A 26,174-nucleotide genomic window follows, 5' to 3' on the forward strand; every position below is an offset into this window, starting at 1 on the left:
CCACCCACCTGCCCGACCCGGTGCCGCCACCCGCGCGCCGGCCCCGTCGCGGCCCGCTCGCCCTGGTCAGCAGCGCCTGCCTGTTCGTACTCGTGGTGGCCGGCTACCTGTTCGCGGTCGGCCCCGGCACCGCCCACGCCGAACGGCTCGTACTCGACGAGGCCGACGTGGTGGTCTGGGGGCAGACGATCCGGCGGCCGGTGGAGATCGCCGCGGACCGGGTCACCCTGCGGCGGGTCAGTGTGCAGGCCGGCGGCGGGACGGCCATCCGGATCAGACCCGGGGTGACCGGAACGGTGATCGAGGACAGCGAGATCCGCTGCACCAGCCGGGGCACCGACGGCATCGCCGAGGGCAACTACTCCGCCATCCGGGTCCGGACCTTCGGCTGCCGGGAACCCTTCCGGGGCAGCCCGGACACGCCCGTCGCGGTGGTCGACTCGACCCGCGACGGTACGCCCTACCCGGACCGGTCGCCCGGCTCGGACCCGACGGACACGCTGGTCGCACCCGGACCGATCGGCAGCAGCGAGGCGGCCGGGACACGCGGGACGGTCGACGCACCGCCGGGGGTACAGGTCGCACCGACACCGATCACCTACTGGCCCGGCCCGACCACCACCGGCGTGCCGGCCGGCACGGTGCTGCGCAACTCCGGCTCGCTGACCCTGACCGTCCCGGGACAGGTCGTCAGCGGCCTCAACATCACCGGGTGCGTGACGGTCCAGGCGAGCAACGTCGTCATCCGGCGCTCGAAGATCACCTGCTCCAGCACCACCTACTCCATCCGGGTCCTCGCACCGGCGATCAACCTGGTGGTCGAGGACGTGGAGATCAACGGCACCGGCCGCACCTCGGCCACCGTCTGCTGCGGCGAGTACACCCTGCGCCGGGTGAACATCTACAACACCATCGACGGCCCCCGGCTGGGCAACCGGACGAACATCTTCGACTCCTGGATCCACGACCTGACCCGGGTCACCGGCTCGCACAACGACCTGATGCAGACCACCGGGGCCAGCAACATGGTGATCCGGCGCAACCGGCTCGACGCGTACAAGGTCAGCACCGCCGACCCGATGAACGCCTGCCTGATGATCGGATCCGAGATCGGGCCCTCGGTGACCAACCTGCTCTTCGAGGACAACTACTGCAACGGCGGCAACTACTCGATCGGGGTGCGCACCGACCTGGTCGGCTCGAACATCCGGTTCCGGATCAACAAGTTCGGCCGCAACTACCGGTACGGCATCATCTGGGACCGGCCCACCAACGTCTGGTTCGACAACGGACTCCCGGTGATCCCGTGAACCGCCGACGCGGTGGCCGCTGACCGCACCCCGGTTCAGCGTTCCCCGCGCCGGTGTCCGGTGTCCACGCCGACCGCCCGGGTGAGGATCTCGTCCAGTTGCGCACCGGCCCGCCGGACCACCTCCGGGGTACCCACGGCCAGGTCGGCGGCGGTGACCGCCCGGTCCCGCCAGGAGGTCAGCAGCACCTCCAGCAGTTCGTCGTCGCCGAGCCGGCGGGCGTCCGCGACGTGCCGCTGCTGTCCCAGGCAGGCGAAGACGCCCCGGGCCTTGCGGCTGTACGCCACGACCGCCGCCGGTACCGCCGAGGAGAGCGCGGCGATCGTGGCGTGCATCCGCATCCCGCAGAACCACGAGGTACGGGCGATCACCCACTTGGTCTGGTGCGGATCCAGCCCCCGGGGCAGCAGCAGTACCCGTCCGGGGTGGCGGGTGGCCAGCGCGGCGTACAGCTCGGCACTGGCGGCCGTGTCGTCGTCCGGTGCGCCCGGGGCCCACACGTGCGGCACGATCGCCACCCGGGTGTCCGGCTCGGCGAGCAGCCGCTCCCCCAGGCGCCGGGCCACCCGGCCCGGGTCGGCGGTCAGCCCGAACCGGGTCCGGCCCTCCGGTCGGGTGAGCAGCCCACTGACGTTGATCCCGGCGACCGGGCCGTCGGAGGCGGCGAACCAGCCGGCCAACCGGTGCCGGAGCGGCCCGTCCGGCGGGCGGGCGGCCAACGCGAACGCGACGTCGACCCCCTCCCGGTGCCGGGTCGGGTCGAGATCGGCGCCGAGCAGGTCGACCAGCGCGGCGTAGCTGTCCGGGTCCCGCGCCCAGGCCATCGCCGCGTCCCGGGTGAGCGCGGCGGCCTGGGCCCGTACCCGGGGGTGCCGGAACGGCCCGTAGGTCTGCGGGAGCAGCACCAGCGGCCGGTGACGCAGCAGGGCGAGCCGTTTCGGCCAGGCCACCGACCGGAACCGGTGCGCGCCGTAGAGGTCGCTGAAACTGTCCCCGCCGCTCGCGTCGAGTACCACGTCGGCGGCGTCGATCCGGGCCAGTCCGACGTTGCCGAGCCCGCCCAGGGCGGCGCTCACCCGCATGTTCAGGTAGGACTCGGGCCGGTGGTAGCGACGTGAGTGCCGCGCTCCCACCAGCTCGATCGGCACCGGACGGCCGGCCACGAAGGCCCGACCGACCCGCTCGCCCCACCCGTCGTCGAAGACGGTGACCCGGGCCTGCGGTGCCCGGGCGAGCACCGCACCCAGGGTGGCCGCGCGCAACGCGCCCACGCCGAGGTTGAGGTGCGCCCCGGGTACCCCGAACAGGCACACCGACAGGGCCCGGTCGGTACCCGGGAAGGTCTGACTGATCAAATCCGGACCACCGCTTTCTCGCAGCGGTACGCCTCGGCGTACCGCGATCGGCATTCCACGCCCCGCAGCCGGGCCAGTCCGAGGAAGACCTCGTCGTCCCACCAGTCCCGCCCGGACTGTGACGGGAAGTGCCGGTGCAGCAGTTCGACCTTCCGCCGGGCCTGGTCCCCGGTCAGTGGCAGGTAGACGTTGCGCCGGCCCAGGTCCCCGTCCCACTTGGGGATCTCGTAGTGCAGCACGGTGCCGGACCGGAACGCGGTGGGCGCCAGGGCCGCGACGGTGCGGTGGTCCTGGTGGGCGTCGCCGGGGTCGGGGGCGACGACCAGGTCGACGGGGCCGCTCCGGGCCACCGCCTCGACAGCGGCCTTCGCCTCGGCCCAGTGCGCCGGTAGCCGGCCGTCGGGCAGATCGTGCAGGGTGAAGGTCACCTCGGCGCCGGTCAGGAAGGCGGTGGCGGCGGCCCGCGCCTCGGCGTGCCGGTGCGGCGTACCGGTCAGCAGGACGTAGTGCACCCGCAGCCCGGTGGTCGCGGCGAGAGCCAGCAGCAGGCCGCCGGCCCCGATCTCGATGTCGTCCGGGTGGGCGCCGAGCAGCACCACGTCGCGTACCCCGGTCAGCTGCAACGCCGGCATCAACCGCTCATCGCCGGGGAGCCCGACCGCCCGAGGTCCCAGAGCATCCACGGGCAGCGTGCGGAGCGGTGACACTCCTCCAACTCGGCACGGTCCTTGAAGGTGTCCGCGGCCCGCCAGAAGCCGGTGTACCGCTGGGCCAGCAACCGCCCGTACGGCAGCAGCCGGGCGAACGCGTGCGGCACCAGGTCCTCCCCCTCCCGCAGGACGGAGAAGATCTCCGGGCGGAGGATGAAGTAGCCGCCGTTCTCCCACTGCATCAGCTCCCGGATCGGGCGGATCCGGGTCACCCGGTCCCCCGGGTCGACGTCGACGACGTGGTGGGTGGACTGGACCGGTACGGCCAGCAGGCTGGCGGTGGCCCCGGAGGCGGCGAACCGGTCCACCAGGTCGGGCAGCGGGGCGTCGGTGAGGGTGTCCGCGTAGTTGGCCAGGAACATCGGCTCGTCCTGTACGTGCCGGCGGACCCGGGCCAGGCGTTCACCGACACTCGTGTCCAGCCCGGTGTCGATGAAGGTGATGTTCCAGTCGGTGATGTCGGTGGCGAAGAGCCGGATGTCCCGCCCGCCCCGGGCCAGGGTGAAGTCGTTCGACAGGGTCTCGTCGTAGTGCAGGAAGTAGTCCTTGACCGCCGCCGCCCCGTAGCCGAGGCAGAGGATGAAGTCGGTGTGCCCGAAGTGCGCGTAGTAGCGCATCACGTGCCAGAGCAGGGGCCGGTCCCCGATCATCGCCATCGGCTTCGGCGCGGAACCGGTGCCCTCGCGCATCCGCATGCCCAGCCCGCCGCAGAACAGCACCACCTTCACGGCGCGATCTCCAGCCGGGGGATGGGGAAGACCAGCCGGCCGCCCCACCGGCGGACGTACGCCAACTGCCCGGTCAGTTCGGCGCGCAGGTTCCAGGGCAGCACCAGCACGTAGTCGGGACGGTCGGCGGCGATCCGCTCCGGCGGGTGGACCGGGATGTGCGTACCGGGGAGGTACCTGCCCTGTTTGTGCGGGCTGCGGTCCACCGTGTAGGCCAGCAGGTCGGACCGGATGCCGCAGTGGTTGAGCAGGGTGTTGCCCTTGCCCGGGGCGCCGTAGCCGACCACCCGGCGCCCGGCCGCCCGCGCCGCCAGCAGGAATTCCAGCAGTTCCCGTTTGATGGTGAAGACCGCCTCGGCGAAGCCGGCGTGGCCGGCGAGGGTGTGCAGGCCGGCGTCGGCCTCGGCGGCGAGGACGGCCTTGACGTTCGTCGACGCCTCACCGCCGGCGCCGGGGCGGGCGTGCACCCGCAGCGACCCGCCGTGGGTGGGCAGTTCCTCGACGTCGGTCACCGCCAGCCCGGCGGTGGCCAGGGCGCGTCGGGCGGTCGCCAGGGAGAGGTACTGGTAGTGCTCGTGGTAGATGGTGTCGAACTGGCGTCCCTCGATCAGCCGAAGCAGGTGCGGGAACTCCAGTGTCACCAGCCCGGTCGGTTTCACCAGCGCGGCCAGTCCGGCGGTGAAGCCGAGCAGGTCCGGCACGTGGGCGTAGACGTTGTTGGCCACCACCAGGTCGGCCCGGCCGTACCGGTCGGCCAGGTCGGCACCGGTCCGCGCGCCGAGGAAGCAGGTCTCGGTGCGGACGCCGACCGACCGGGCCACCTCGGCGACGTTGGCCGCCGGTTCCACCCCGAGCACCGGCACCCCGGCCGCCACGAAGTGCCGGAGCAGGTATCCGTCGTTGCTGGCGACCTCGGTGACCAGGTGCCCCGGCCCGAGCCCGAGGGCGTCGACCATCGTCCCGGCGTACCGGCGGGCGTGCGCGACCCAGGAATCCGAATAGGACGAGAAATACGCGTAATCCGAGAATATCTCGCCGCCGGACACGTACTCCGGTAACTGCACGAGAAGGCAGGACGGACAGATCCTGACATGCAGGGGATAGAAATTCTCCGGCCCATCCAACGACTCGGAAGACAAATAGCTCTCACATAACGGAGACATGCCCAGATCAACGAAGGTCTCCGTGGCCGGTACGCCACAGAGTCGACACCTGACGTCCGCCATGCCGGTCACCTCGGAAGAATAAGCAGCTCAGCGCAGCAATCGTCGACGCGCTCCGGTCACGCTAGCCAGCCGGCAAGAACCTCGACGACTAGAGTAGAAAATCTGACAGTCAACGGGTTGATCTGTTTACCGAACCTAAACTCGCCTTCTCGATCCACCTCACTCCGCCGACTTACCGGAGCCTCGTGTGCGTGTTCTCGTGACCGGCCACCACGGCTATATCGGAACTGTTCTGACGGAACTTCTACGCGCTGCGGGTCACGAGGTGACGGGCCTGGACACCGACCTCTTCGCCGACTGCCTGCTCGGCCCGGCGCCGACCGGGGTGCCGGCCCTGCGGGTCGACCTGCGGGACGTCCGCCCCGAGCACTGCGCGGGCTTCGACGCGGTCTGCCACCTCGCGGCCCTCTGCAACGACCCGGTGGGCAACCTGAACCCGGAGCTGACCTACGAGATCAACGACTGGGCCACGATCCGGTTGGCCGGTGCGGCGAAGGCCGCCGGGGTGACCCGCTTCCTCTTCTCCTCCTCGTGCAGCCTCTACGGTTCGGGGGCCGACGACCGGCCGCTCACCGAGACCGCCCCGTTCGCCCCGGTCACCCCGTACGGCGAGTCGAAGATCGGCGCCGAGCGGAGCCTCACCGCCCTGGCCGACGACGACTTCTCCCCGGTCTTCCTGCGCAACGCCACCGCCTACGGGTACTCCCCCCGGCTCCGGGGCGACCTGGTGGTCAACGACCTCACCGGACACGCGCTGCTCACCGGCGAGGTACGGCTGCGCTCCGACGGCTCCGCGTGGCGACCGCTGGTGCACGTGCAGGACATCGCCGGGGCGTTCCTCGCCCTGCTCACCGCCCCCCGCGACCGGGTCCACGCGCGCGCCTACAACATCGGCTCGACCAGCGAGAACTACCTGATCCGCCAGGTCGCCGAACTGGTCTCCGACGTGGTCGTCGGGTCCCGGATCACCTACCTCGGTGCCGCCTCGGCGGACCTGCGCAACTACCGGGTCGACTGCGACCGGATCGCCACCGAGGTGCCCGGCTTCCGTCCGCGCTGGACGGTACGCAAGGGCATCGAGGAACTGGTCGAGGCGTACCAGCGGTACGGGTTGACGCTGGCCGACCTGACCGGCGAGCGGTACCAGCGGCTGCACCGGCTGCGGGCCCTGCGGGCGGCCGGCCGGCTGGACAGCGGGCTGCGGTGGACCGACGGGCCGACGGTGAGCGGCGGGTTGCGCTGGGCCGAGGGGGTCCGGTGACCGGGTCGGCCATCACCGGTTGCGCCGCCTGCGGGGGTGGCCCGCTGGTGCGCTTCGCCGACCTGGGGACGATCCCGGTGCAGTGCGGGGTGCACTTCGCCACCCGCGCCGAGGCCACCGCCGCACCGCTGGGCCGGATGACCCTCGGCCACTGCCCGGGCTGCGGGTACGTCCGCAACCTCGACTTCGACCCGGACCTGCTGGTCTACGACACCACGATGGACACCGACCTGCACCACTCGCCGGCCTTCCGGGCGTTCTCCACCGAACTGGTCAAACGACTGGTCGAGCGGTACCCGCTGCACGGCGCGACGGTGCTGGACATCGGCTGCGGGCAGGGCGAGTTCCTCCGCGAGCTGTGCCACGCGGCCGGTGCCCGGGGCCTCGGCTACGACGCGATGTACGCCGGCCCGCCCGGCCCGGACCCGTCCGGCGCGGTCCTGCACACCGGACACGCCCCGCTGGACGGCGACCTGCCCCCGTTCGACCTGGTCACCTCGCGGCACTGGTTCGAGCACCTGACCGACCCGTACGGCTTCCTGGTCCGGCTACGGGAGCTGGCCGGCGACCGGCCGGTCCACGGCTACCTGGAGGTACCGGACGCCGGGTACGACCTGGCCACCGCCGGCTGGGAGGTGATCTACCCGCACGTCTCCTACTTCGACGGGTACGCGCTCTGCCGGATCGTCGAGCGGGCCGGGTGGACGGTCTTGGACACCGGGCAGCTCTTCGCCGGCATGTTCCGCTACGTGGAGTTCGGGGTGAACACCGGCACCGGCACCAGTCCGGTGACCCGCCGCCCAGCTGCCGCCGACCGGGACCGGCAGCTCGCCGCGATCGCCGGGTTCGCCGACCGGCACGCCACGGAACGGCACCGGTGGGCCGACGAGCTGGACCGGCGGATCGCCGCCGGGGACCGGCCGGTGCTCTGGGGTGCCGGTTCGCGGGGCGTGCAGTTCCTGCACCTGGCCGACCCGGAGTGCCGGCTCGGCGCGGTGGTCGACGTCAACCCGCGCAAGTGGGGCCGGTACCTGCCGGTGACCGGGCACCAGGTGACCGCCCCGGACACCCTCGGCACGCTCCGGCCGCGCAGCGTCGTCATCACCAACCCGGCGTACCGCGCGGAGATCGGCGCCGCGCTGCGCCGGCTCGGCGTCACCGCCGAACTGCTGGTCGCCTGAGCGGGGCCGGTCGATGCCCGACACCGCACCACGGGTGAGCCTCGGCGTGCCGCTCTACAACGCCGAGCGCTACCTCGAAGGCTGCCTGGACGCCCTGCTCGCCCAGGATCACCCGGACTTCGAGATCGTCGTCAGCGACAACGCGTCCACCGACCGGACCTGGCGGATCTGCCGGGCGTACGCGGCCCGGGACGACCGGATCCGGCTGTACCGCAATCCCCGGAACCTCGGCGGCCACGTCAACTACACGAAAGTCGTCGAGCTGGCCCGGGGTGAGCTGTTCAAGTGGGTCGCCTACGACGACATCTGCCTCCCCGGGTTCGTCAGCGCCTGCGTGGCCGCCCTCGACGCGGCCGGTCCCCGGGCGGTGCTCGCCTACCCCCGTACCCTGCTGATCGACGGCTCCGGCGAGCCGATCGGCCCGTACCCCGACCGGCTGGGCTGCGCCGACCCCCGGCCCTGGCGGCGGGTCGCGCAGGTGGCCCGCTACCTCAGCCTCTGCCACGCCCACTTCGGGGTGTTCCGGATCGCCACGCTGCGCCGTACCCGGTTGATCCGGCCGTTCCTCTCCTCCGACTACTCCTTCGTCGCCGAGGTCGCCGCGCTCGGTGAGATCCACGAGGTGCCGCAGCAACTGTTCCTGCGCCGGCTGCACGTCGCCTCCACCCGGCAGTCCCCCACCGGCACCCTGGCCGACGCGGTCAGCTGGTTCGCCCCGGAGGGGCGGCGGGTGCTGGCACCCCGGCTGCGGATGCTGGCCGAGACGCTGCGCACCCTGGCCACCGCCGACGTCGACCCGGCCACCCGGCTCAGCTGCGCCCTGGCCTTCGCCGCCACCTGGGGTACCCGGCGGGTCCGGGTACACACCGGCCGGTGGCGGCGGCAGCTCACCGGGCGTCCCACGTCGGCCCCGTTCGGCGGTGGTGGCCGGTGACCGCGACCGGAGCGGCCGACACCCGGCCGGCACCGGCCGGGCGGTCCCGGGTCCGGGCGGCGATCGGCTGGTCGTACCTGCTCACCGCCGGCCGGGTCGGCTCGTCGATCCTGGTCACCTTCCTGCTCGCCCGACTGCTCGGGCCGACCGAGTTCGGGCTGCTCGCGATGGCCCTGGTGTTCATCACCATCGCGCAGACCCTCATCCAGCAGGGACTCGTGTCGGCGATCGTGCAACGTGACGTGCTCACCCCGGCGCACCTGGACGCGGCCTTCGGGGTGCTCGTCCTCGCCGGGGTCGGGATCGGCCTGCTCACCGCCGCCGCCAGCCCGCTCTGGGCCCTGCTCAACGGCACCCCCGGGCTGACCGTGATCTGCCTCGCCCTCAGCCCGCTGGTACCGGTCCAGGCCCTGGCGATCGTGCCGGAGGCGTTGCTCCGCCGCGAGTTGCGCTTCCGCGCGGTGGCCCAGCGCACCCTGCTGGCCGCCGTGCTCAGCGGGATCGTCGGGGTGGCCCTCGCGCTGGCCGGGGCCGGCGTGTGGGCGCTGGTCGGGCAGCAGTTGGTCAACGGCGTGGTCAGCATGGTGGTGGTCTGGCTGGTCTGCCCGTGGCGACCGGGCCGGCGGCTGCGGCTGGGCGCCATCCGGGAACTGTGGGCGTTCTCCGCCCACTCGGCGAGCGCGGGGCTGGGCGTCCTGCTCAGCAACCGGGCCGACGTCATCGTCACCGGCATCTTCTTCGGCCCGGTCGCCACCGGCATCTACCGGCTCGCCGCCCGGCTGCCGGACCTGCTGGTCGACGTCGCGGTCCGCTCGCTGCAGCAGGTGGCGCTGCCGTCGCTGTCCCGGCTGCAACGGGACCGGGCCGCCCTCGCCGCCCACCTGACCGGGTTGCAGCACCTCGGTGCGGTCGCCGGGCTGCCGGTGCTCGGGATCCTCGCGGCGACCGCCGGGCCGCTGGTCGCACTGCTCGGCCCGCAGTGGGCCGGTACCGAGACACCGCTGCGGCTGCTCTGCCTCTACGGTGCGGTCAACGTCTACGGGGTGCTGCTCGGCCCGGCGTTGCAGGCGGTCGGCGAACCCGGCCGGCTGGCCGTGATCACCTGGCTGCGGGCGGTCCTCGGCGTGACCGTACTGGTCACCCTGGGTCTGTTGCTGACCGGTCTCGACGACATCCGCCAGGCCAGCGCGGTCGCCCTGGCCGGTATCGGCCTCCAGGCCCTGGTCAACGCGCTGGCCATCTGGTTGACCGTGCACCGCACCGTCGGCGCCCCGGTGGCCCGTTTCCTCGCGCCCACCGTGCCGGCCGCGCTGGCGGCGACCGCCACCGCCCTGCTCGCCCCGCCCCTGGTCGACCGGCTCGGCCTGGCCGCGCTACCGCCGTTGGCCGCCATCGGACTGGTCGGTGGTGGCGCCACGCTGTTCACCGCCGCCCTGCTGGCCGCCACCGACCGTCGGCTCCGCCAACTGGTAAGGAAGGGCCCCTTCCTATCGCATTCGGTATAGGAAGGGCCCCTTCCTAACAGCTCAGCAGATCGTCAGGAGACGACGGGGTGGAAGGTGATCGCGGTGCCGTTGGCCAGCGCCGCCCGGTTGACCGAGTGGACCACCGCCCCGGTACCCGGATCGTTCTCCAGGCCCACCGTGGCGCTGTCCCCCCGCTCCCGGGGCTTGGTCGTGCTCAGGTCGGCGTAGTGGAAGGTGATCGTGCCGGTCTCGGCGAACACCACGGAGAAACTGATCCGCGCCGACGACGAGCCGTACAGGCCGATGTTGTGCCACTCGACGACGAACCGGCGCTGCCCGACGGCGCCGGACCAGCCGGTCCGCACCGCGGAGTCGGCGCGGACCACCAGGTCGTCCCAGAACGGCGCGACCAGGGCGTTCGGCGCCGCCGGATCGGGCAGCGTCCCGTTGAGCGGCTGCGACCCACCGGGGTCCACGAACGCCAGGAACCCGTTGCTGGAGACCCAGGCGGTCGTCCGGTCGCGGCCGTGGAACGGCACCGGGAACGGCAGCGTGATCCGGGTCGACACGTCGTCCCCGGCCAACGGCAGCACGGGGCCGTCGGCACCGACGTACGGCTGACCGACCTCGGTGGTCAGCCGGTACCCGGTGGCCCCGCATCCGGTACCGGTGAAGGTCGCCGTCCAGGTGCCGCCGTCAGCGGGCGCGGCCAGCGCGTGGGTCTGCGCACCGCCGTCCGACCAGTCGGCGAAGACGCAGTCGCCCTGCGGGCTGGGCGCGCTCAGCGTGGTGGTCGCCCCGATGATCACCCGGGCCGCCGCCGGGGTGGTCAGCTCGGTGCCGTTGACGTTGACCCGCAGCCCGGACGGGACGGTGGTGAACGCCAGGTCGACGGTGGCCGGGTCGAGCCGGAGCGTCGTGCTCCCGGTGAGACCGGCGCTGTCGGTCGCGGTCAGGGTCAGTTCGAGGTACGACGGGTACTCGTGGTCGGGGCCGGGGAACGACCCGCCGGTCACCCCGGTGAGTTCCTGCATGACGTGGCTGTGACAGTCCCCGTCGGTGGTGCAGTGCCGGTTGACCAGCCGCCAGCGCAGCGCCGACGCGGGCAGCGGCCCGTCCTGCGGGTCGGTGGCGTGCCCGGCGAAGGTGACGGGTTGCCCGACCCGCCAGCGCAGCCCGGGATCCGGCAGGTCGATCACCGGAACCGGGGCCCCGATCCCGACCAGGATCTGCACGCCGGCCGTGTCGGAGAGGCCACCGGGGTCGGTGACCCGCAACCGGGCGGTGTACGTGCCGACCGTCGGGTACGTGTGCGCCACCCGCACCCCGGTGGCGTCCCAGGTCCCGTCCCCGGTGAAGTCCCACTCGTAGCCGAGCACGTCCCCGGCGTCCGGGTCGGTCGAGCCGGACGCGTCGAAGGTGACGGTCAGTGGTGCCGGGCCGGAGACCGGGGTGGCCCGGAGGTCGGCGACCGGTGGCTGGTTGCCGGCGGTGTGGTGGAACCGACGGACCGTACCGCCGGGCAGGTCGACGTAGTAGACGTCGCCGTCCGCACCCACCTGGAGATCGACGGCGAACGCGGTGGCGGAGAAGCCGGTGATCCGGGCCGGGTCGGGCAGCCCGTCGGCACCGACCCGCATCGCCCAGACGCAGCGCCGGGAGTAGTCGGCGAAGAAGAGCGCCCCCGCGTACTCGGCCGGGTAGGCCCCGCCGCTGCGCGGGTAGAAGGCCACCCCGCTCGGCGACGACCCGCCGGTGGGGCAGCCGTCGCCGGACGCGACCACCTGGTTGTGCGCGTAGGTGTAGTAGGGGGCGGTCACCGTACCGGCGGGGGCCCGGTACAGGCTCTCGCAGAGGTCGAGGTTGGCCGCGTCGAAACCGTTCTGCCGGTTGTTCCCCTCGTAGCAGGGCCAGCCGTAGTTGGGCACCGGTCCGGCCAGCGGGTCGGGCAGCCGGTTGATCTCCTCCCAGTTGCGCCACCCGACGTCGCCGAGCCAGACCTCCCGGGTACCCGGCCGGAACGTCCACCGGTACGCGTTGCGAAGGCCGTGGGCGACGATCCGGCGGGTGTTCCGGTCGGTGCTGCCGGCCAGCGGGTTGTCCGGTCGGGCGGCGCCGGTCGCCGGGTCGATCCGGATCAGGGTGCCACCCAGTCCGGTCGGGTCGCCGGGGGTACGCAGGTCCTGCGAACGCAGCGCGCCCCCTTCGGCGGTGGGCGGGGTGGGCGCGGTCCCGGCGGGTACCGGCGGGTCGCCGCACGGGTTGGCGGGGCTGCCGCCCTGCCCGTAGTCGGTGTAGGAGGCGGCGGCACCGTCACCGCCGGTGACGTAGAGGGCACCGTCCGGGCCGAAGTGCAGGTCGCCGACGGAGTGGGTGTCGCTCTGCGTGCACCAGTCGTGGAGCAGCACCTGTTCGGCCCCGGTCGTCACGTCACCGGCGGCCCGCAGCCGGCTGACCCGGGCGCTGGACCGGCAGTTGCCGAGCCTCGGGCAGGTGTCGTGGTAGGTGGGGGCGCTGCCGTCGACCACCCCGTCGTAGCTGTAGCTGACGTAGACGTACGGGTCGGCCGGGAAGCTGGGTGCCAGGGTGAGGCCGAGCAGGCCCAGGTCGGTGTAGTCGTACACCTGCGGGCGCAGGTCGGCGAAGACCACCGGGGTGGGGTCGCCGGGGCCGTCGAAGACCTTGACGAGCCCGGCCTTCTCGGCGACGAAGATCCGCCCGTCGGGCGAAAAGGCGAGTTTCGTGGGTTGGGTGAGCCCGGCGAGCACGGTCTGGTCGGTGAAGCCGGCGGGCAGTGCGGCGGTGACAGGTGGACCAGCGGAGAGCGTGGGGGCGGCCGGTTGACCACCCGACCGGGCCGTGGCGGCCGGTGGACCAGCGGACGACGCCGTGGCGGCCGGTGGACGGCCGGGCGGGCCGCCGACGGCGGCCGGCAGGAGCAGGACGAGTGCTGCCAACAAAGCCGACAAGCGGATCATGGAACGTGACACAACTGCCCTCCTAAATGTTTTGTCGAGCCATTGGCCCGACCCGGCAGCTGTTCATCAGAATGACGCTCTGCACACCGGTCCGGTGTCATGGGCCCGACCGTCGCCGGTCCACCCATCGGCGCGAAACCGACGACCGATCAGGCAGCTCGCCGTACCGCCATGGACTCTTCTCAACAGGCAGAGTCGCAGCTCAGGACGGCATTGACGGGCTGCCAACATGAAGGATCATCGAATACTCTGAGCCGCTGGACAGTTTTCGGAAAAGCCCTCGGATGAATCACATTCATTTTCCGATCAGCCCCGGAACTGCAATCCCCCGATCAGCTCCATCCGCTGCCTGAAACTGGACACCGGGTGGCGGGCACGCCGCCTTGCCGACAGCCATTTCATCCAGCAGGGTCGGAAACGGTACGGAGTTTCCTCAACAAATCAGCGGTGCGAGTCGGTGCCGGACGATGGGAGTGACGGATGGCGGACCGGCAGCCGCACGTGGTGATCGTGGTTGTCAACCTGCCCGCCGAGCGGGACCGTCGGGTGATCCGGGAGTGCCGGGCCCTCGAATCCGCCGGCTACCGGGCCACCGTGATCTGTCCCCGGGGCCCGGCCCGGCCCACCGTCCTGCCCGGCACGGCCGGTACCGCGATCCGGTCCTTCCCGCAGCCGCTGGCCGGTACCGGGGTGCTCTCCTTCGCCCTGGAGTTCGCCTGGGCCCTGACCGCGGTCGCCGTACGGCTGCTCGCCCTCATGCTGCGCACCCGGGTCGACGCCGTGCAGGTCTGCAACCCGCCGGACATCTTCTGGCCGCTCGCCCTGCTGGTCCGGGCCGTCGGCCGGCCCTTCGTCTTCGACCACCACGACCTCTCCCCCGAGCTGTACGAATGCAAGACCGACCGACCGCATCCGGCGGTGCTCCGGATCCTCCGGCTCTGTGAACGGCTCTCCTGGCGCTGCGCCTCGGCGGTGGTCGCCACCAACGAGTCCTACCGGCAGCTGGCCGTCACCCGGGGCGGCTGCCACCCGGACCGGGTGGTGGTGGTCCGCAACGGCCCCACCCTGGCCGAGGTCGGATCGGGTCCACCGGCCCACGCTGAACCGGCCGGACTGATCCCGTCGCCCCGCGCCGAATCGGGTCCGGTCCGCCGGACCATCGTCTACCTCGGCGTGATCAACCCCCAGGACCACGTCGAGACCGCCGTCCTGGCCGCCGAGGAACTCGCCCGACGGCGCGGCCGGACCGACTGGCGGCTGGTGGTGGCCGGGGACGGCGAGAGCCTGCCGGAGTTGCGCCGGCTGAGCGCCGAACGGGGCATCGACGACGTCGTGGAGTTCACCGGCTGGCTGGAGGCCGACGAGGTGGACGGGCTGTTGCGCACCGCCACCCTGGCGGTCCAGCCGGATCCGCCGACCCGGATGGCCCAGCTCTCCACGATGGCCAAGACGGTGGAGTACGTCGCCCGGGGACTGCCGGTGGTCGCGGTCGACCTGCTGGAGACCCGGCGGACCGCCGGCGAGGCGGCCCGGTACGTGCCCAACGGCACCCCCGACGAACTGGCCGGGGCGCTGGACACCCTGCTCGACGACGCCCCGACCCGGGCCGAGATGAGCCGGGTGGCCCGGGACCGGTTCACCGACAGCCTGGCCTGGGACCACCAGGAGCGGGCCTACCTCGCGCTGTGGCAGCGGCTGCTGACCGGTACCGCCGCCGCGCCGACGACGACCGACCGAAAGGCCACCCGATGGACCTCCTCGACCTCCTGAGACTGATGTTCCGGCGGTGGTACGTCACGGTTCCGGTCCTGCTCGGCGCGCTCGGTGCGGCAACCGGCCTCGGCATCTCCATCCAGCCGGAGTACAAGACGAGCGCCGCCGTCCTGCTGGTGCCGCCCACCACCGCGGTACCCGCACCGGCCCCGGGGGCCAGTCCGCAGCCGGGCAACCCCTGGCTGCGGGTCGGCGAGAACGCGATGGCCCAGGCGGTACAGATCTCCGCCTCGTCCCACGACTTCCGGGACCGGGTGCGGGCCGCCGGTGGCGATCCCGACTACGAGGTGGGGCTGGTCACCCGCAGTTCGATCCTGACCATCGACGTGACGGCGGGGAACCGGGCGGCGGCAGCCGCCACGGTCGCCGCGGTGACCCGGTTGATCAGTGAGGAGGTGGCCGGCCGGCAGGCGGAGTACCGGCCGCGCTCCGGCGAGCAGATCACCACCGAGGTCCTCGACCCGGGCCGCAACGTCGTCCCCTCCCGGTCCAACGTGCTGCGCGCCCAGATCGTGGTGGCCGGGGTGGGCGCGCTGCTCGCGGCGGCCCTCGCCGTGCTCTTCGACGCGTGGGCCCGCCGCCGGTCCGCCGCCGGGCGCCGTCGCCGCGACGCCCGGACCGTCGGCGACACCGGTCACGCCCGGGTGGTACCGCAGCGGCCACAGCCCCCGGCCGGGCCGGCCGGGACCGCACCGCCGGCTGTGGTACGCCCGCCGCTCAACCCGGCCGTCCGGCCGAAACCGGTCAGCCGACCGCAGTCGGACGACACGGAACTGCTCACCGTCGTACGGCCCGTGACCGACGACGCGGACCGATGAGCGCGCCGACGCCCCTGCCGGCGGGATGACCGTGCGGACCTACCTCTCGGCGCGCCGGTCGACCACCGTCTACGACGGGGTCACCGGCGCGGTACGCCCCTTCCCCGACGCGAGTGCCGGGATCGTCCTCGCGCTGCTGCTGTCGTACCTGCTGCCGGCGCGACTGATCTTTCCGCCGCTGACCACCCTGGGCCGGCCGGGCGTGCTGCTCGGGCTGGGTCTGTTCGTCTGGTGGGCGCTGACCCGGCTGCATCCGGTGCTGGCCACCCGGAACCGCCAGCCGATGCGCTGGGCGCTCGCCGGCTACCTGGGCACCCTGGCCCTCTCCTACGCCGCCGGCCAGGCCCGGGGGCTGCCGCCGTTGGAGGCCAACAGCACGGACCGGACGGTCCTGATGGCCCTCGCCGGGGCGGGGATCCTGCTGGCCGCCGCGGACGGGGTGCTCACCCGGCAGCGGATCGACACCGTGCTGCGCTGCCTCTGCTGGTGCGCCACGCTGATGGCGCTGGTCGCGCTGAGCCAGTTCGCGCTGCGCCTGGATCTGACCGTCTACCTGAAACTGCCACCGGTACTGGTCTTCCAGCGGGACCTGGTCGGCTTCGACGACCGGGGTGGCGGCGGGCTGGTCCGGGTGGCCGGCACCGCCGGACACTTCATCGAGTTCAGCGTGCTCATGGTGGTCGGGCTGATGGTGGCGATCCACTACGCCCGGTTCTCGACGTCCCGCCGGAGCCGGCAGGTCTACACCACCCTGGCGATCGTCCAGGCCGGGGCGGTCCCGATCGCCCTGTCCCGGACCGGGGTCCTCGCCCTCGCCGCGGCGGTCGGGGTGTTCGTCCTGCTCTGGCCGCTGCGGACCACCCTCAACGTGCTGGCCGTCGGCGTGCTGCTCGCCGCGGTGATCCAGGTCGTCCGACCGGGGCTGCTGGCCACCCTGCGGGCGCTGCTGCTGGCCGGCGACCGGGATCCGAGTGTGCAGGGCCGGCTGGAGGACTACGACGTCGTGACCCCGTTCATCCGGGAGCGCCCCTGGCTGGGCCGGGGGGTGGGCAGCTGGCTGCCGGAGACCTACCAACTGCTCGACAACCAGTGGCTGGTCAGCCTGGTCACCACCGGGCTGGTCGGGGTGGCCGGGCTGGTCGGACTGTTCGGGACCGGGGTGGTACTCGCCGGCCGGATGGTCCGGCTGGCCGCCGACCGTCGGGACCGGGACCTGGCCGCCGTCCTGGCGGTGACCATCACGGTCGCGGCCACCTCGGCGTTCACCTTCGACGCGCTCTACTTCTCCACCTATCTCGTCACCATCCACCTGCTGCTCGGGCTGGTCGGCGCGCTCTGGCGGGTCACCCGGGCGGACCGGATCAACCAGGGCGGAAACCCATGATCGACATCTTGATGATCACCTACAACCGGCCGGAGTACGTCCGCATGTCCCTGCCCCGGCTGCTCGACGTCTGCCCGGACGACGGCCGGGTCTGGGTCTGGCACAACGGCGACGACCAGGCCACCCTGGACGCGGTCGGAGAGTTCCGCGACCATCCCCGGCTGCACCGGTTCCACCACAGTCCGGCCAACGCCGGGCTGCGGGAGCCGACCAACTGGCTCTGGGCGGAGGCGACCGGCGAGTACCTCGGCAAGGTCGACGACGACTGCCTGGAGGACCCGGCCTGGCTGCCCACCCTGCGCCGGGCCCACACCGACGTGGCCGAGTTCGGGGTGATCGCCGCCTGGCGCTTCCCGGACAGCGACGTCGACCCGGAGCTGATGGCCCCCAAACTGGCCGACTTCCCGGGTGGGCACCGGCTGCTGCGCAACCACTGGGTGCAGGGCAGCGGCTACCTGGTCAAGCGGGAGGTGGTCCGACAGGTCGGCCCGATCGCCGCCGACGAGTCGTTCACCACCTGGTGCCTGCGCGCCGCCCGGCTCGGCTGGGTCAACGGCTGGTACCACCCGTTCATCCGGGAGGACCACATGGACGACCCGCGCAGCCCGCACACCATCTACCGGACCGACGCCGACCTGGCCGCCCGGCTGCCGCTGTCGGCCCGCAGCACCGGGGTACGCACCGTCGCCGAATGGACCGAGCACATGCGGCACTCCGCCCGGCTCGTCCAGGGCGCCTCCCTCGACCTGCGGCACTACCAGGGCTGGCGGCTGCGCCGGCAGATCGTCACCCGTCGCATCCGGCGGGCGTTCACCGGGCGGGCCCCATGGTGACCAGCGTGGTGATCGCCGCGCACAACGAGGAGGGGGTCCTCGGCCGGGGGCTGCGCCGGCTGCTCGGCGACGCCCGGCCGGGCGAGTTCGAGGTGATCGTGGTGGCCAACGGCTGCACCGACGGCACGGCGGAACTGGCGCGGAGCGTACCCGGGGTGCGGGTGCTGGAACTGCCGGCGGCCGGCAAGCCGGCCGCGTTGAACGCCGGGGACGCGGCGGCGAGCGGTTTTCCCCGGCTCTACCTCGACGCCGACGTCGAGTTGGACACCGACGGGGTCCGGGCGCTGGCCGCCGCGGTCGACGGCCCCGCCGCGCTGGCCGCCGCACCCCGCCGGGTGCTCGACACCACCGGCCGGCCGCTGCTGGTCCGGGCCTACTTCGCGGTACACGGCCGGTTGCCGGTCTTCCGGGGCGCGCTCTTCGGCCGGGGTGCGGTGGCCGTCTCCCGCGCCGGGCGGGCCCGGTTCGACCGGTTTCCCGACCAGGTGGCCGACGACCTCTTCCTCGACTCGCTCTTCCTGCCCGGTGAGCGGCGGGAACTGGACGACGTGGACTGTGTGGTGGCCACCCCGCGCCGGACCGCCGACCTGCTGCGCCGGTTGGTCCGGGTCCGGGCCGGCAACACCGCGCTGCGGCGCAGCGGCCTCACCGGGGTACGCCGGTCCCGGCGGGCCTCCTGGCTGGTCGACGTGGTGCTCCCCCGGCCCTGGCTGCTCCCGGCCGGTGCCTGTTACGCCGTGCTGAGCGTGCTGGCCGGGCTGGCCGCGCGGCGCAGCGGCGGCCGGGCCACCTGGGGCCGGGACGAGTCCAGCCGTACGCCGGAGGGGGCGGTACGGTGACCCCGACGGTCTCGGTGATCATGGTGTCGTACCAGACCCGACGGCTGATCCTGCGGGCGCTGGCCACCCTGCGGGACGCCACCCCGACGGTCCCGTACGAGGTGATCGTGGTCGACAACGCCTCCACCGACGGTTCCGCGCACGCGGTCCGCGCCGAGCACCCCGAGGTCCGGGTGATCCGGCTGGCCCGGAACATCGGCTTCGGCCGGGCGGTCAACGTCGGGGCGGCCCGGGCCCGGGGCGGGTACCTGCTGCTGCTCAACCCGGACACCGAGCCGGTCGGTGACCCGGTCGGCGCCCTCGTCGGGTACGCCCGCACCCACCCGGGGCACCGGATCTACGCGGGCCGGACGCTGCACCCCGACGGCACCGACGACGGCCGGTCGGTCTTCGGCTTCCCGTCCCTGTGGGGGCACGTCTGCTACGCCACCGGACTGTCCAGCATGTTCCGTCGGCTCCGGTGGACCAATCCGGAGGAACTACCCGGGCTGGACCGGCGGGTCGGCGGTCCGGTACCCGCCGCCTCCGGCTGCCTGCTGCTGGTCGACCGGGCGCTCTTCACCACGCTCGGCGGCTTCACCCCGGACTATTTCATGTACAGCGAGGATGTCGACCTGTGCCACCGGGCGACGGCCCACGGCGCGCAGCCGGTGCTGGTACCGGCCGCCCGGGTGGTGCACCTCAACGGGGCCGCCTCCACCGGCGTCCGGAAACGGGTGATGCTGCTCCGGGGCCGGATCACCTACCTGCGGCTACGCTGGCCGGCCCGGCGGGCCCGGATCGCCGAGGGGCTGCTCGTCGCCGGAGTGGCGGCACGGGCCCTGGCCGCCCAGCTGTGCGGGCGGGACAGCCCGGTACGCGAGGTGTGGCGGCAGCGGGCCGACTGGCGGGCCGGGTGGCCCCCGGCCGCGTCGCTGGACCCGGTGGAGATCCTCGACGGCGACCCGGCCCAGCCGGTCTGAGCGGCCACGGTGGCCAGCCGGCCGGTGACCCGCGCGCTGGTCAGCCGCACTTGCCGGCGGGTGGCGGCCGGCGATCCGGCCGGACACCTTCGGCCGCTTTGCTCTGCTTCACCCACGGCAACACCGCGTCCGGCTGACTGTTGCCTCCGCTGAAGCAGAGCAAAGCGTCGGAGCAGGTGTGCCACGGGGAGCAGCACCCCAGACCGAAGCAGAGCGCAGCACCGGAGCAGGTCTGTCAGGGCAAGCAGGGCAACCGCAGGCGGCCGGACCGGTCCGGACGGGCCGCTCAGTCCGCGCGGCCGGCCTGCGGTCCGGGTACCGGAAGGTCGGCGAAGGCCGCCACGGTCCGGTCGGCGTAGGCGCTCACGTCGCCGGTCTCCATCGGACCGTCCCAGGTCTTCGGCAGCGGCACCGGCACCCCCGGGGCCACCCGCCGGACGATCTCGTCGAGCACCTTCTCGGCGTCACCGACCCAGAGGTGCTTGGCGCCGGCCATCCCGACCACCTCGGCCTGCGGAACGGCGGCGAACCGCTGCCGGGCCTCGTCCGGGCGGAGATAGTCGTCGAACTCCGGGACCAGCGCGGTCAACGGCTTGCCGGTCTCCGCCCAGACTGCCAGGTCCCCGGGCGTGGAGAAGCGCAGCGGCGGGGAGAGCAGGATCGCCCCGGCCACCGCCGGATCGCAGCCGTACTTCAGGGCCAGGTCGGTGCCGAACGACCAGCCGACCAGCCAGCGGTTGGGCAGCTCGGCGAACTCGGCGTACTCGATCGCGGCAGCCACGTCGTACCGCTCGCCGACGGCGCCGTCGAAACTGCCCTCGCTGGTCCCCCGGACGCTGCTGGTGCCCCGGGTGTTGAACCGGAGCACGGCCAGGTCGGCCAGCGCGGGCAGCCGCCAGGCCGCCTTGCGGAAGATGTGGCTGTCCATCATCCCGCCGTGCGTGGGCAGCGGGTGCAGACAGATCAGGGTGCCGACCGGCTCCCGGTCGGCGGGGCGGGCCAGCTCGCCCACCAGCCGCAGTCCGTCGGCGGTGTGCAGCTCGATCTCCTCCCGGTGGCCGGGCAGGATCGACGACGCGCGGATGGGTGCACTCACCCGACCAGTTTCGCCGGTCACCCGGCAGGCCCGCCCGGCGGGGCCGGAACCGGGTGACGCAGATCGCCGCCGGAGCGCGCCGGAACCGGGTGCGGCGGATCGCCGCCCGGGTGGTCAGCCGTACCGGGGCCCCCGGCCGCGCTGGATGTTCGGACCGCGCCGGTCCCGGGCCCGCCAGCACCCGCTGTGCCAGTGCCGCCGGTCGCTGAGGTCGCCCCGCCCGTCGGCCGGCCAGGCCACCACGTGCGCGACCCCGGGGCGGATCTCCTGGTCGCAGCCGGGGCAGCGGTACGTCTTCGTCGCCGCCCCGCCCGGAATCCCGCGTACCTGCCACTCACCGTCCCGCCAGCCCTGCACCGACTCGACACCGTGCCGGGCCCGGTCGGCGTCGAACCGGTCCGTCTGCTCGGGGCGGGGGCGGTTGCGACGTGGACTCACCCGTCGAGGGTACGCAGCGGTCATCCGGTCACCGAAGAGTGATCAACCAGCCGGACAACAGCGGATCAGCTGTCGGATCACGGTCAGGTCATGGCAAATTCCGGCAAAGCCGGTCTAACGTCCTGATAGTTACCGGAAGCGCGTCCGGCTAGGAGGTAGGGGACATGAAGCATGCCATCCGGGGCGCGGGGCGCATCGTCCTGTTCACCGTGGGCGCCCTGCTGGCGGTGAACCTGTGGGTGCCGGCCGCCTCAGCCAGCGGGCGGTACCAGCCGATCACGGCCGACGTCACCGGCGACGGCCGGAACGACCTGTCCACCCTGACCGAGGCGGTGCCCCCGGACGTGGGCACCGCGGACCATGTCCGGGTCTGCCAGGTCGTGGTCCGCCCCGGCCTGCCCGGCGGCGGTTACGGCACCCCGCAGGCCCACCCGTACCTCACCATGCCCGAGGAGGACACCTACTGCCCGGACATGGGCACCTGGACGGACATCGAAGGCGACCGGGCCGACGAACTGCTGGCCACCTGGTTCACCGGCCCGCCACCGGGGTTCGAGCAGAACCTGATCACCATCGACGACTTCCGGGTCACCGACTTCTCCGTCGGGCTGTTCCAGCCGAGCTTCATCGGTACCGCCAACCTGGACTCGCAGGGCCTGCCGGACATCTACGAATGGACCGACCAGGGTGACGGCTTCGCCACCTTCCTCAACGACGGGTCCGGCGGCTTCGTCCCCGGCCCGATGCGCTGGTGCGCCAACCCGCGCAGCGTTCAGTTGGCCGACTTCGACGGCGACGGGGTGCAGAGCGCGGTGATCAGCTACTTCGAGCGGTGCACCGACTTCTCCAGCGGCGTGGTGGTGCTGCTGGAGGACGGCAGCGTACGCCAACTCGAACAGGACCCGCTCGGCCTGGTGACCTGGACCGTGACGGTGGCCGACTACGACAACGACGGGCGGCTCGACGTGCGTACCGTCAACGACGTCACCGGCGCGGTCCACGTCTTCCCCGGACTGGGCGACGACTCCTTCGGCGAGTCGCAGCCCTGACCGGCCCGGAACGCGCTGCGGGCCCTCCGGTCCGGGAGGGCCCGCAGTGCGTCACTCAGCGGTTGGTGTGGTCGCGGAAGCCCCGGCCACTCTTGCGGCCCAGGTAGCCGGCGGTGACCAGGTGCTCCAGCAGCGGCGCCGGGGCGAAGCCGGGCTCCCGCAACTCCAGGTACAGCTCCCGCTGGATGGCCAGCGACACGTCCAGCCCGACCACGTCGAGCAGCTCGAACGGACCCATCGGGTACCCGCAGCCGAGCTTCATCGCGTGGTCGATGTCGTCGGCCGTGGAGTAGCTCGCCTCCAGCATCTTCACCGCGTCGTTGAGGTACGGGAAGAGCAGCGCGTTGACGATGAACCCGGACCGGTCCCCGCAGGCGACCCCGGTCTTGCCCAGCGTGGCGCAGACCGCCTGGGCGGTCGTCACGGTCTCCGCCGAGGTGCGGATGGTGCGCACGATCTCCACCAGCGGCATCACCGGCGCCGGGTTGAAGAAGTGCAGCCCGACCACGTCCGCCGGCCGGTGGGTGGCCATCGCCACGTCGATCACCGGCAGGGAGGAGGTGGTGGTGGCGAGCACGACGCCCGGCTTGCAGATCTCGTCGAGGCTGGCGAAGAGGGCCTTCTTGACGCTCAGCTCCTCGACCACCGCCTCCACCACCAGGTCCACGTCGGCCAGGTGTTCCAGCACCGCCGACCAGGTGATCCGACCGAGTGCGGCGTCCCGGTCGGCCTCGCTGAGCCTGCCGCGTACGACGCCCTTGTTGAGCGAGGTCTTGACCGCCTCGCAGACCCGGGCGGACTTCTCCGCACCCCGGGTGACCGAGACGACCTCGTAGCCGGCCTTCGCGAAGACCTCGATGATGCCGGTCGCCATCGTGCCCGAGCCGACCACCCCGACCTTCGAGATCCCCCGGGCGCCGTCGGCGACTGCCCCGTCCACCCGGGCCGGGGTCTGCTCGTCGGGTACGACCACCGGGGAACCCGGCCGCTCGTAGGTGTAGAAGCCCCGGCCGGACTTGCGGCCGAGCAGCCCGGCGGTGACCATCTGCTTGATCAGCGGTACCGGGGCGTGCCGGCGGTCCCGCCCGCCCCGCCGGTACATGGTGTCCAGGATCTCGTACGCGGTGTCCAGCCCGATCAGGTCCATCAGCGCCAACGGGCCCATCGGCAGGCCGCAGCCGAGCTTCATCGCCGCGTCGATGTCCTCCCGGGTCGCGTAGTGCTGTTCGAGCATCCCGACGGCGTGGTTGAGGTACCCGAAGAGCAGCGCGTTGGCGATGAAGCCGGCCCGGTCGCTGATGGTGACGTCGACCTTGCCGAGCCGGGCGCAGAGCGCCTCGACGTCGGCCACCACCTCCGCCGAGGTGACCACCGTCCGGACCACCTCGACCAGCTTCATCACCGGCGCCGGGTTGAAGAAGTGGATGCCGATGACCTGGTTGGGCCGGCTGGTGGCCACCGAGATCTCGGTGACACTGAGCGACGAGGTGTTGGTGGCGAGGATCGCCTCGGGCTTGCACACCCGGTCCAGTTCGCCGAAGATGCGCTGCTTCAGGTCGAGGTGCTCGGGGACCGCCTCGATGACCAGGTCGACCGAGTGCAGCGCGGCCAGGCCGACCGCGAAGGTGACCCGGGACAGCAGGGCGTCCCGGTCGGCGGGGTCGAGCTTGCCCTTGGCGACCGCCCGGTCGGTGGAGCGGGTCAGCGTGGTCCGGCCCCGGTCCAGCGCGGCGTCGGAGATCTCGACGGCCAGCACGTCGATGCCGTTGCGCGCGAACACCTCGACGATGCCGGCACCCATGGTGCCCAGCCCGACGACGCCGATGCTGGTGAACTCGCGTGCCACGGTCCGCCTCCACTCGCTCGGGCCGCCGTCTGAACGGCCGCTAAGGTTCTGCGCGCGAGTCTGCCACGTCACGCTCCGAAGTCGGAACCGCGTGGGGTGGGGACGGCGTGGGAAATGTCACCGGACGATGCCAGATCGAGCAGTTCGGCGACGAACTCGGCCGGCCGTTCCAGGTGCGGGCAGTGGCCACAGCCGGCCAGCACCACCTCCCGGTACCGGCCACCGGCCGCCGCGTACCGGTCCAGTACCGCCCGGGTCTGCCCGACCATCGGCTGCGGCGGGTACGCCTCGACGCCCGGCCAGCCGGGCACCATGCCGAGCGAGCCGAGGTACGCCAGGTCGAGCAGGGCGGCGTCGGAGACGATCGCGTCGGCGTCACCGCGTACCCAGACCACCGGTGGCTTGGCGGCGACGGCGACCAGGTCGTCGGCGATCCGGAAGTGCGCCGGGGAGAGCGCGTTGAGCACGCCCCGGTCCCCGGGGGCGGTACCCGGCCAGTTCGGTGAGGTGACCGCCGTACCCGGGTAGTTGTCGTCCCCGGTGGCGGTGGAGAGCATGCTGTCCAGCAGCAGTTCCTCGTCGTCGCCGAGACTGGCCGGATCAGCCACGTAGAGCGTCCGGAGCACGTTGCGGGGGCTGGTCGGGGTGTCCGCGCCCCGGTCGGCGGCGGCCAGCCGGTGCACCAGGTCGGAGTTGGCGGTGCCGCCCCCGGTACCGGCGAAGTCGGCGCTGACCGGGATCCCGTCGGGGCCGGCGGTACCGCCGTAGCCGTACGGCGACACCGGCGCCTCCAGCAGTAGGCCGCCGACCCGGTCCGGGTGGTCGACCAGCAACCGCATGGCCACTCCCCCGCCGAGCGAGTGGCCGACCACGACCGGGCGGGCCGGACCGGCCACGGTTGGGCTGCCGAACAGCTCCGGGACGTCGAGCAACGCGGCCAGGTCGTCGGCGAAGTCGGCCAGTCCCCGGGTCGCGTCCACCGGGGCGGTCTCCGTCCCGCCGTACCCGCGCAGGTCCGGGGCGACGATCCGCAGCGTCTCCGGCAGCCGCCGGATCAGGGGCAGCCAGAACGCCGCCGACGAGCAGTTGCCGTGCACGAGCAGGACCGGAGTCCCGTCCACCGGCCCGGCGACGAGCACCGACTGCCGGATGCCCCCGGCCTGCACACTGATCCGCTCGGTTTCCACCCGCCGGATGCTGCCACCGACGTCCCGCCGGTTCAATGGCGGTGACCACCACCCGGATACAGGTCGGGGCAGGTCCGGGCCACACCATCCGGTGGCCGGGCGGGTCCGGGCCGCGCGGCCGGACCCGCGCCGGTTGGCGCGACCGGCAACAGGGCGGTCGCTCCTACTGGAACATCAGGTACGCGCCGGTGATGCCACCGGCCGCCGCGATCCCCGCCCCGAGGGCGAGCAGTACCCGGTGCGGACGGCCGGCGGAGTCGGTGACGATGGCGTCGGTCGGCCCGACGAGCGCGGCCGAGGGCGGTCGGGGCGGTGCGGGGGCGACCGGCGGGACGCGGAAGCCGTTGACCGGTACGGTCACCGCCGACGACGGGTCGAAGAACCGCAGCTCGACTCCACCCACCCGGATCCGGTCGCCGTCGGTGAGCCGCTCCACGCCGTTGAGCCGCTGGTCGTTGAGCCAGGTGCCGTTGGTGGACCCCATGTCGGCGAGGGAGACCTGCCCGCCGGCGAGCCGGACCGCCGCGTGCCGGCGACTGACCTGGAGATCGTCGATGACGATGTCCGCGCTCTCCACCCGGCCGATGACCCGGGAGCCGGGCGAGAGCCGGAAACTGGTGCCCCGCATGGACCCGCTGACGATGGTCAGCATGGGCAGCAGACCCGGCTCGTCCATCATGGATAGTCCCTCCACCACGCCGGTACGGCCCGGCGGGCCAAGCTTTCCAGTCCCGCGTCGCGGGGCCCAGCTACCCAGCGGTGGACTTGGCCGACCGGCCGGGTAGACAAGGGTCGACGAT

The 26,174-nt window shown here is 72.8% G+C and carries 22 protein-coding genes; 12 read left to right on the plus strand and 10 right to left on the minus strand.

Annotation, left to right across the window (positions count from 1 at the left end):
• A partial coding sequence (locus GSF22_RS04210) for a hypothetical protein (protein ID WP_208811399.1) occupies positions 1-1,310 on the plus strand: 1,310 nt, incomplete at its 5' end.
• Positions 1,311-1,345: 35 nt separating this feature from the next.
• On the opposite strand, the gene GSF22_RS04215 is transcribed toward GSF22_RS04210, so the two are convergent.
• The 4 genes from GSF22_RS04215 to GSF22_RS04230 are packed head-to-tail and all read right to left on the minus strand — an operon-like array spanning position 1,346 to position 5,329.
• On the minus strand, positions 1,346-2,665 hold the full coding sequence (locus tag GSF22_RS04215) for a polysaccharide pyruvyl transferase family protein (RefSeq protein ID WP_208811400.1): 1,320 nt from the start codon (positions 2,663-2,665) through the stop codon (positions 1,346-1,348).
• Positions 2,662-3,297 carry a PIG-L deacetylase family protein gene (locus tag GSF22_RS04220; RefSeq protein ID WP_208811401.1) on the minus strand — a complete coding sequence of 212 codons (636 nt, stop codon included), beginning with the start codon at positions 3,295-3,297 and terminating at the stop codon, positions 2,662-2,664. Before GSF22_RS04220 ends, GSF22_RS04215 begins: the two co-directional genes overlap by 4 nt.
• Positions 3,297-4,103 carry a sugar phosphate nucleotidyltransferase gene (locus tag GSF22_RS04225; protein ID WP_208811402.1) on the minus strand — a complete coding sequence of 269 codons (807 nt, stop codon included), beginning with the start codon at positions 4,101-4,103 and terminating at the stop codon, positions 3,297-3,299. The genes GSF22_RS04220 and GSF22_RS04225 overlap by 1 nt, the downstream gene beginning before the upstream one ends.
• Complete coding sequence (locus tag GSF22_RS04230) at positions 4,100-5,329, minus strand: methyltransferase domain-containing protein (protein ID WP_208811426.1); 1,230 nt, start codon at positions 5,327-5,329, stop codon at positions 4,100-4,102. Before GSF22_RS04230 ends, GSF22_RS04225 begins: the two co-directional genes overlap by 4 nt.
• A gap of 199 nt (positions 5,330-5,528) precedes the next feature.
• On the opposite strand from GSF22_RS04230, the gene GSF22_RS04235 reads away from it, so the two are divergent.
• Genes GSF22_RS04235 through GSF22_RS04250 form a run of 4 tightly spaced genes read left to right on the plus strand, consistent with a single transcriptional unit; the run spans position 5,529 to position 10,210 of the window.
• On the plus strand, positions 5,529-6,590 hold the full coding sequence (locus GSF22_RS04235) for an NAD-dependent epimerase/dehydratase family protein (protein WP_208811427.1): 1,062 nt from the start codon (positions 5,529-5,531) through the stop codon (positions 6,588-6,590).
• Positions 6,587-7,771: a class I SAM-dependent methyltransferase gene (locus tag GSF22_RS04240; RefSeq protein WP_208811403.1), complete on the plus strand. Its 1,185-nt coding sequence runs from the start codon at positions 6,587-6,589 to the stop codon at positions 7,769-7,771. Before GSF22_RS04235 ends, GSF22_RS04240 begins: the two co-directional genes overlap by 4 nt.
• Positions 7,772-7,784: 13 nt before the next feature.
• On the plus strand, positions 7,785-8,705 hold the full coding sequence (locus tag GSF22_RS04245; protein WP_208811404.1) for a glycosyltransferase family 2 protein: 921 nt from the start codon (positions 7,785-7,787) through the stop codon (positions 8,703-8,705).
• Positions 8,702-10,210, plus strand: coding sequence for a lipopolysaccharide biosynthesis protein (locus GSF22_RS04250; RefSeq protein WP_208811405.1), 1,509 nt, complete (start codon positions 8,702-8,704; stop codon positions 10,208-10,210). Before GSF22_RS04245 ends, GSF22_RS04250 begins: the two co-directional genes overlap by 4 nt.
• A gap of 32 nt (positions 10,211-10,242) precedes the next feature.
• Here the strand turns inward: GSF22_RS04250 and GSF22_RS04255 are convergent, their stop codons facing one another.
• Positions 10,243-13,140 carry a PQQ-dependent sugar dehydrogenase gene (locus GSF22_RS04255; protein WP_244366101.1) on the minus strand — a complete coding sequence of 966 codons (2,898 nt, stop codon included), beginning with the start codon at positions 13,138-13,140 and terminating at the stop codon, positions 10,243-10,245.
• 489 nt (positions 13,141-13,629) lie between these two features.
• Between GSF22_RS04255 and GSF22_RS04260 the strand changes: the two genes are divergently transcribed.
• Genes GSF22_RS04260 through GSF22_RS04285 form a run of 6 tightly spaced genes read left to right on the plus strand, consistent with a single transcriptional unit; the run spans position 13,630 to position 19,758 of the window.
• Complete coding sequence (locus GSF22_RS04260; protein WP_208811406.1) at positions 13,630-14,919, plus strand: glycosyltransferase family 4 protein; 1,290 nt, start codon at positions 13,630-13,632, stop codon at positions 14,917-14,919.
• Positions 14,898-15,740: a hypothetical protein gene (locus GSF22_RS04265; protein WP_208811407.1), complete on the plus strand. Its 843-nt coding sequence runs from the start codon at positions 14,898-14,900 to the stop codon at positions 15,738-15,740. Before GSF22_RS04260 ends, GSF22_RS04265 begins: the two co-directional genes overlap by 22 nt.
• Before the next feature lie 25 nt (positions 15,741-15,765).
• Complete coding sequence (locus GSF22_RS04270; protein ID WP_208811408.1) at positions 15,766-17,124, plus strand: O-antigen ligase family protein; 1,359 nt, start codon at positions 15,766-15,768, stop codon at positions 17,122-17,124.
• Positions 17,121-17,957 (plus strand): glycosyltransferase family 2 protein, encoded by an 837-nt coding sequence (locus tag GSF22_RS04275; protein WP_208811409.1) that lies wholly within the window; start codon positions 17,121-17,123, stop codon positions 17,955-17,957. The genes GSF22_RS04270 and GSF22_RS04275 overlap by 4 nt, the downstream gene beginning before the upstream one ends.
• Positions 17,951-18,796 carry a glycosyltransferase gene (locus tag GSF22_RS04280; protein ID WP_244366103.1) on the plus strand — a complete coding sequence of 282 codons (846 nt, stop codon included), beginning with the start codon at positions 17,951-17,953 and terminating at the stop codon, positions 18,794-18,796. Before GSF22_RS04275 ends, GSF22_RS04280 begins: the two co-directional genes overlap by 7 nt.
• Complete coding sequence (locus GSF22_RS04285; RefSeq protein ID WP_208811410.1) at positions 18,793-19,758, plus strand: glycosyltransferase family 2 protein; 966 nt, start codon at positions 18,793-18,795, stop codon at positions 19,756-19,758. Before GSF22_RS04280 ends, GSF22_RS04285 begins: the two co-directional genes overlap by 4 nt.
• A gap of 286 nt (positions 19,759-20,044) precedes the next feature.
• Here the strand turns inward: GSF22_RS04285 and GSF22_RS04290 are convergent, their stop codons facing one another.
• Together GSF22_RS04290 and GSF22_RS04295 are read right to left on the minus strand one after the other, a co-directional pair.
• Complete coding sequence (locus GSF22_RS04290) at positions 20,045-20,854, minus strand: alpha/beta hydrolase (protein WP_208811411.1); 810 nt, start codon at positions 20,852-20,854, stop codon at positions 20,045-20,047.
• A gap of 114 nt (positions 20,855-20,968) precedes the next feature.
• Positions 20,969-21,292, minus strand: a complete 324-nt coding sequence (locus GSF22_RS04295) for a hypothetical protein (protein ID WP_208811412.1) — start codon at positions 21,290-21,292, stop codon at positions 20,969-20,971.
• 164 nt (positions 21,293-21,456) lie between these two features.
• Here GSF22_RS04295 and GSF22_RS04300 point away from each other — a divergent pair, with 164 nt between their 5' ends.
• Positions 21,457-22,341: a hypothetical protein gene (locus tag GSF22_RS04300; protein WP_208811413.1), complete on the plus strand. Its 885-nt coding sequence runs from the start codon at positions 21,457-21,459 to the stop codon at positions 22,339-22,341.
• A gap of 55 nt (positions 22,342-22,396) precedes the next feature.
• Here the strand turns inward: GSF22_RS04300 and GSF22_RS04305 are convergent, their stop codons facing one another.
• From GSF22_RS04305 to GSF22_RS04315, 3 genes are all read right to left on the minus strand, one after another.
• The gene (locus tag GSF22_RS04305; RefSeq protein ID WP_208811414.1) at positions 22,397-24,187 is read right to left on the minus strand and encodes a 3-hydroxyacyl-CoA dehydrogenase family protein; all 1,791 of its coding nucleotides are present in this window, start codon (positions 24,185-24,187) and stop codon (positions 22,397-22,399) included.
• Between the two features lie 68 nt (positions 24,188-24,255).
• Complete coding sequence (locus GSF22_RS04310) at positions 24,256-25,383, minus strand: alpha/beta hydrolase (RefSeq protein WP_439957739.1); 1,128 nt, start codon at positions 25,381-25,383, stop codon at positions 24,256-24,258.
• Positions 25,384-25,537: 154 nt separating this feature from the next.
• Positions 25,538-26,053, minus strand: a complete 516-nt coding sequence (locus GSF22_RS04315; RefSeq protein ID WP_208811416.1) for an FHA domain-containing protein — start codon at positions 26,051-26,053, stop codon at positions 25,538-25,540.
• Positions 26,054-26,174: the final 121 nt, after the last annotated feature.

The sequence above is a fragment of the Micromonospora echinofusca genome, assembly GCF_017614955.1.
Classification (GTDB): domain Bacteria; phylum Actinomycetota; class Actinomycetes; order Mycobacteriales; family Micromonosporaceae; genus Micromonospora; species Micromonospora echinofusca_A.

What these genes read in the sequence shown, in the direction of transcription:
- GSF22_RS04220 (WP_208811401.1), bottom strand. Translation starts at nt 3,297, where the DNA reads ATGCCGGCGTTGCAGCTGACCGGGGTACGCGACGTGGTGCTGCTCGGC.
- GSF22_RS04230 (WP_208811426.1), bottom strand. Translation starts at nt 5,329, where the DNA reads ATGGCGGACGTCAGGTGTCGACTCTGTGGCGTACCGGCCACGGAGACC.
- GSF22_RS04245 (WP_208811404.1), top strand. Translation starts at nt 7,785, where the DNA reads ATGCCCGACACCGCACCACGGGTGAGCCTCGGCGTGCCGCTCTACAAC.
- GSF22_RS04260 (WP_208811406.1), top strand. Translation starts at nt 13,630, where the DNA reads ATGGCGGACCGGCAGCCGCACGTGGTGATCGTGGTTGTCAACCTGCCC.
- GSF22_RS04265 (WP_208811407.1), top strand. Translation starts at nt 14,898, where the DNA reads ATGGACCTCCTCGACCTCCTGAGACTGATGTTCCGGCGGTGGTACGTC.
- GSF22_RS04270 (WP_208811408.1), top strand. Translation starts at nt 15,766, where the DNA reads ATGACCGTGCGGACCTACCTCTCGGCGCGCCGGTCGACCACCGTCTAC.
- GSF22_RS04275 (WP_208811409.1), top strand. Translation starts at nt 17,121, where the DNA reads ATGATCGACATCTTGATGATCACCTACAACCGGCCGGAGTACGTCCGC.
- GSF22_RS04280 (WP_244366103.1), top strand. Translation starts at nt 17,951, where the DNA reads ATGGTGACCAGCGTGGTGATCGCCGCGCACAACGAGGAGGGGGTCCTC.
- GSF22_RS04300 (WP_208811413.1), top strand. Translation starts at nt 21,457, where the DNA reads ATGAAGCATGCCATCCGGGGCGCGGGGCGCATCGTCCTGTTCACCGTG.
- GSF22_RS04315 (WP_208811416.1), bottom strand. Translation starts at nt 26,053, where the DNA reads ATGATGGACGAGCCGGGTCTGCTGCCCATGCTGACCATCGTCAGCGGG.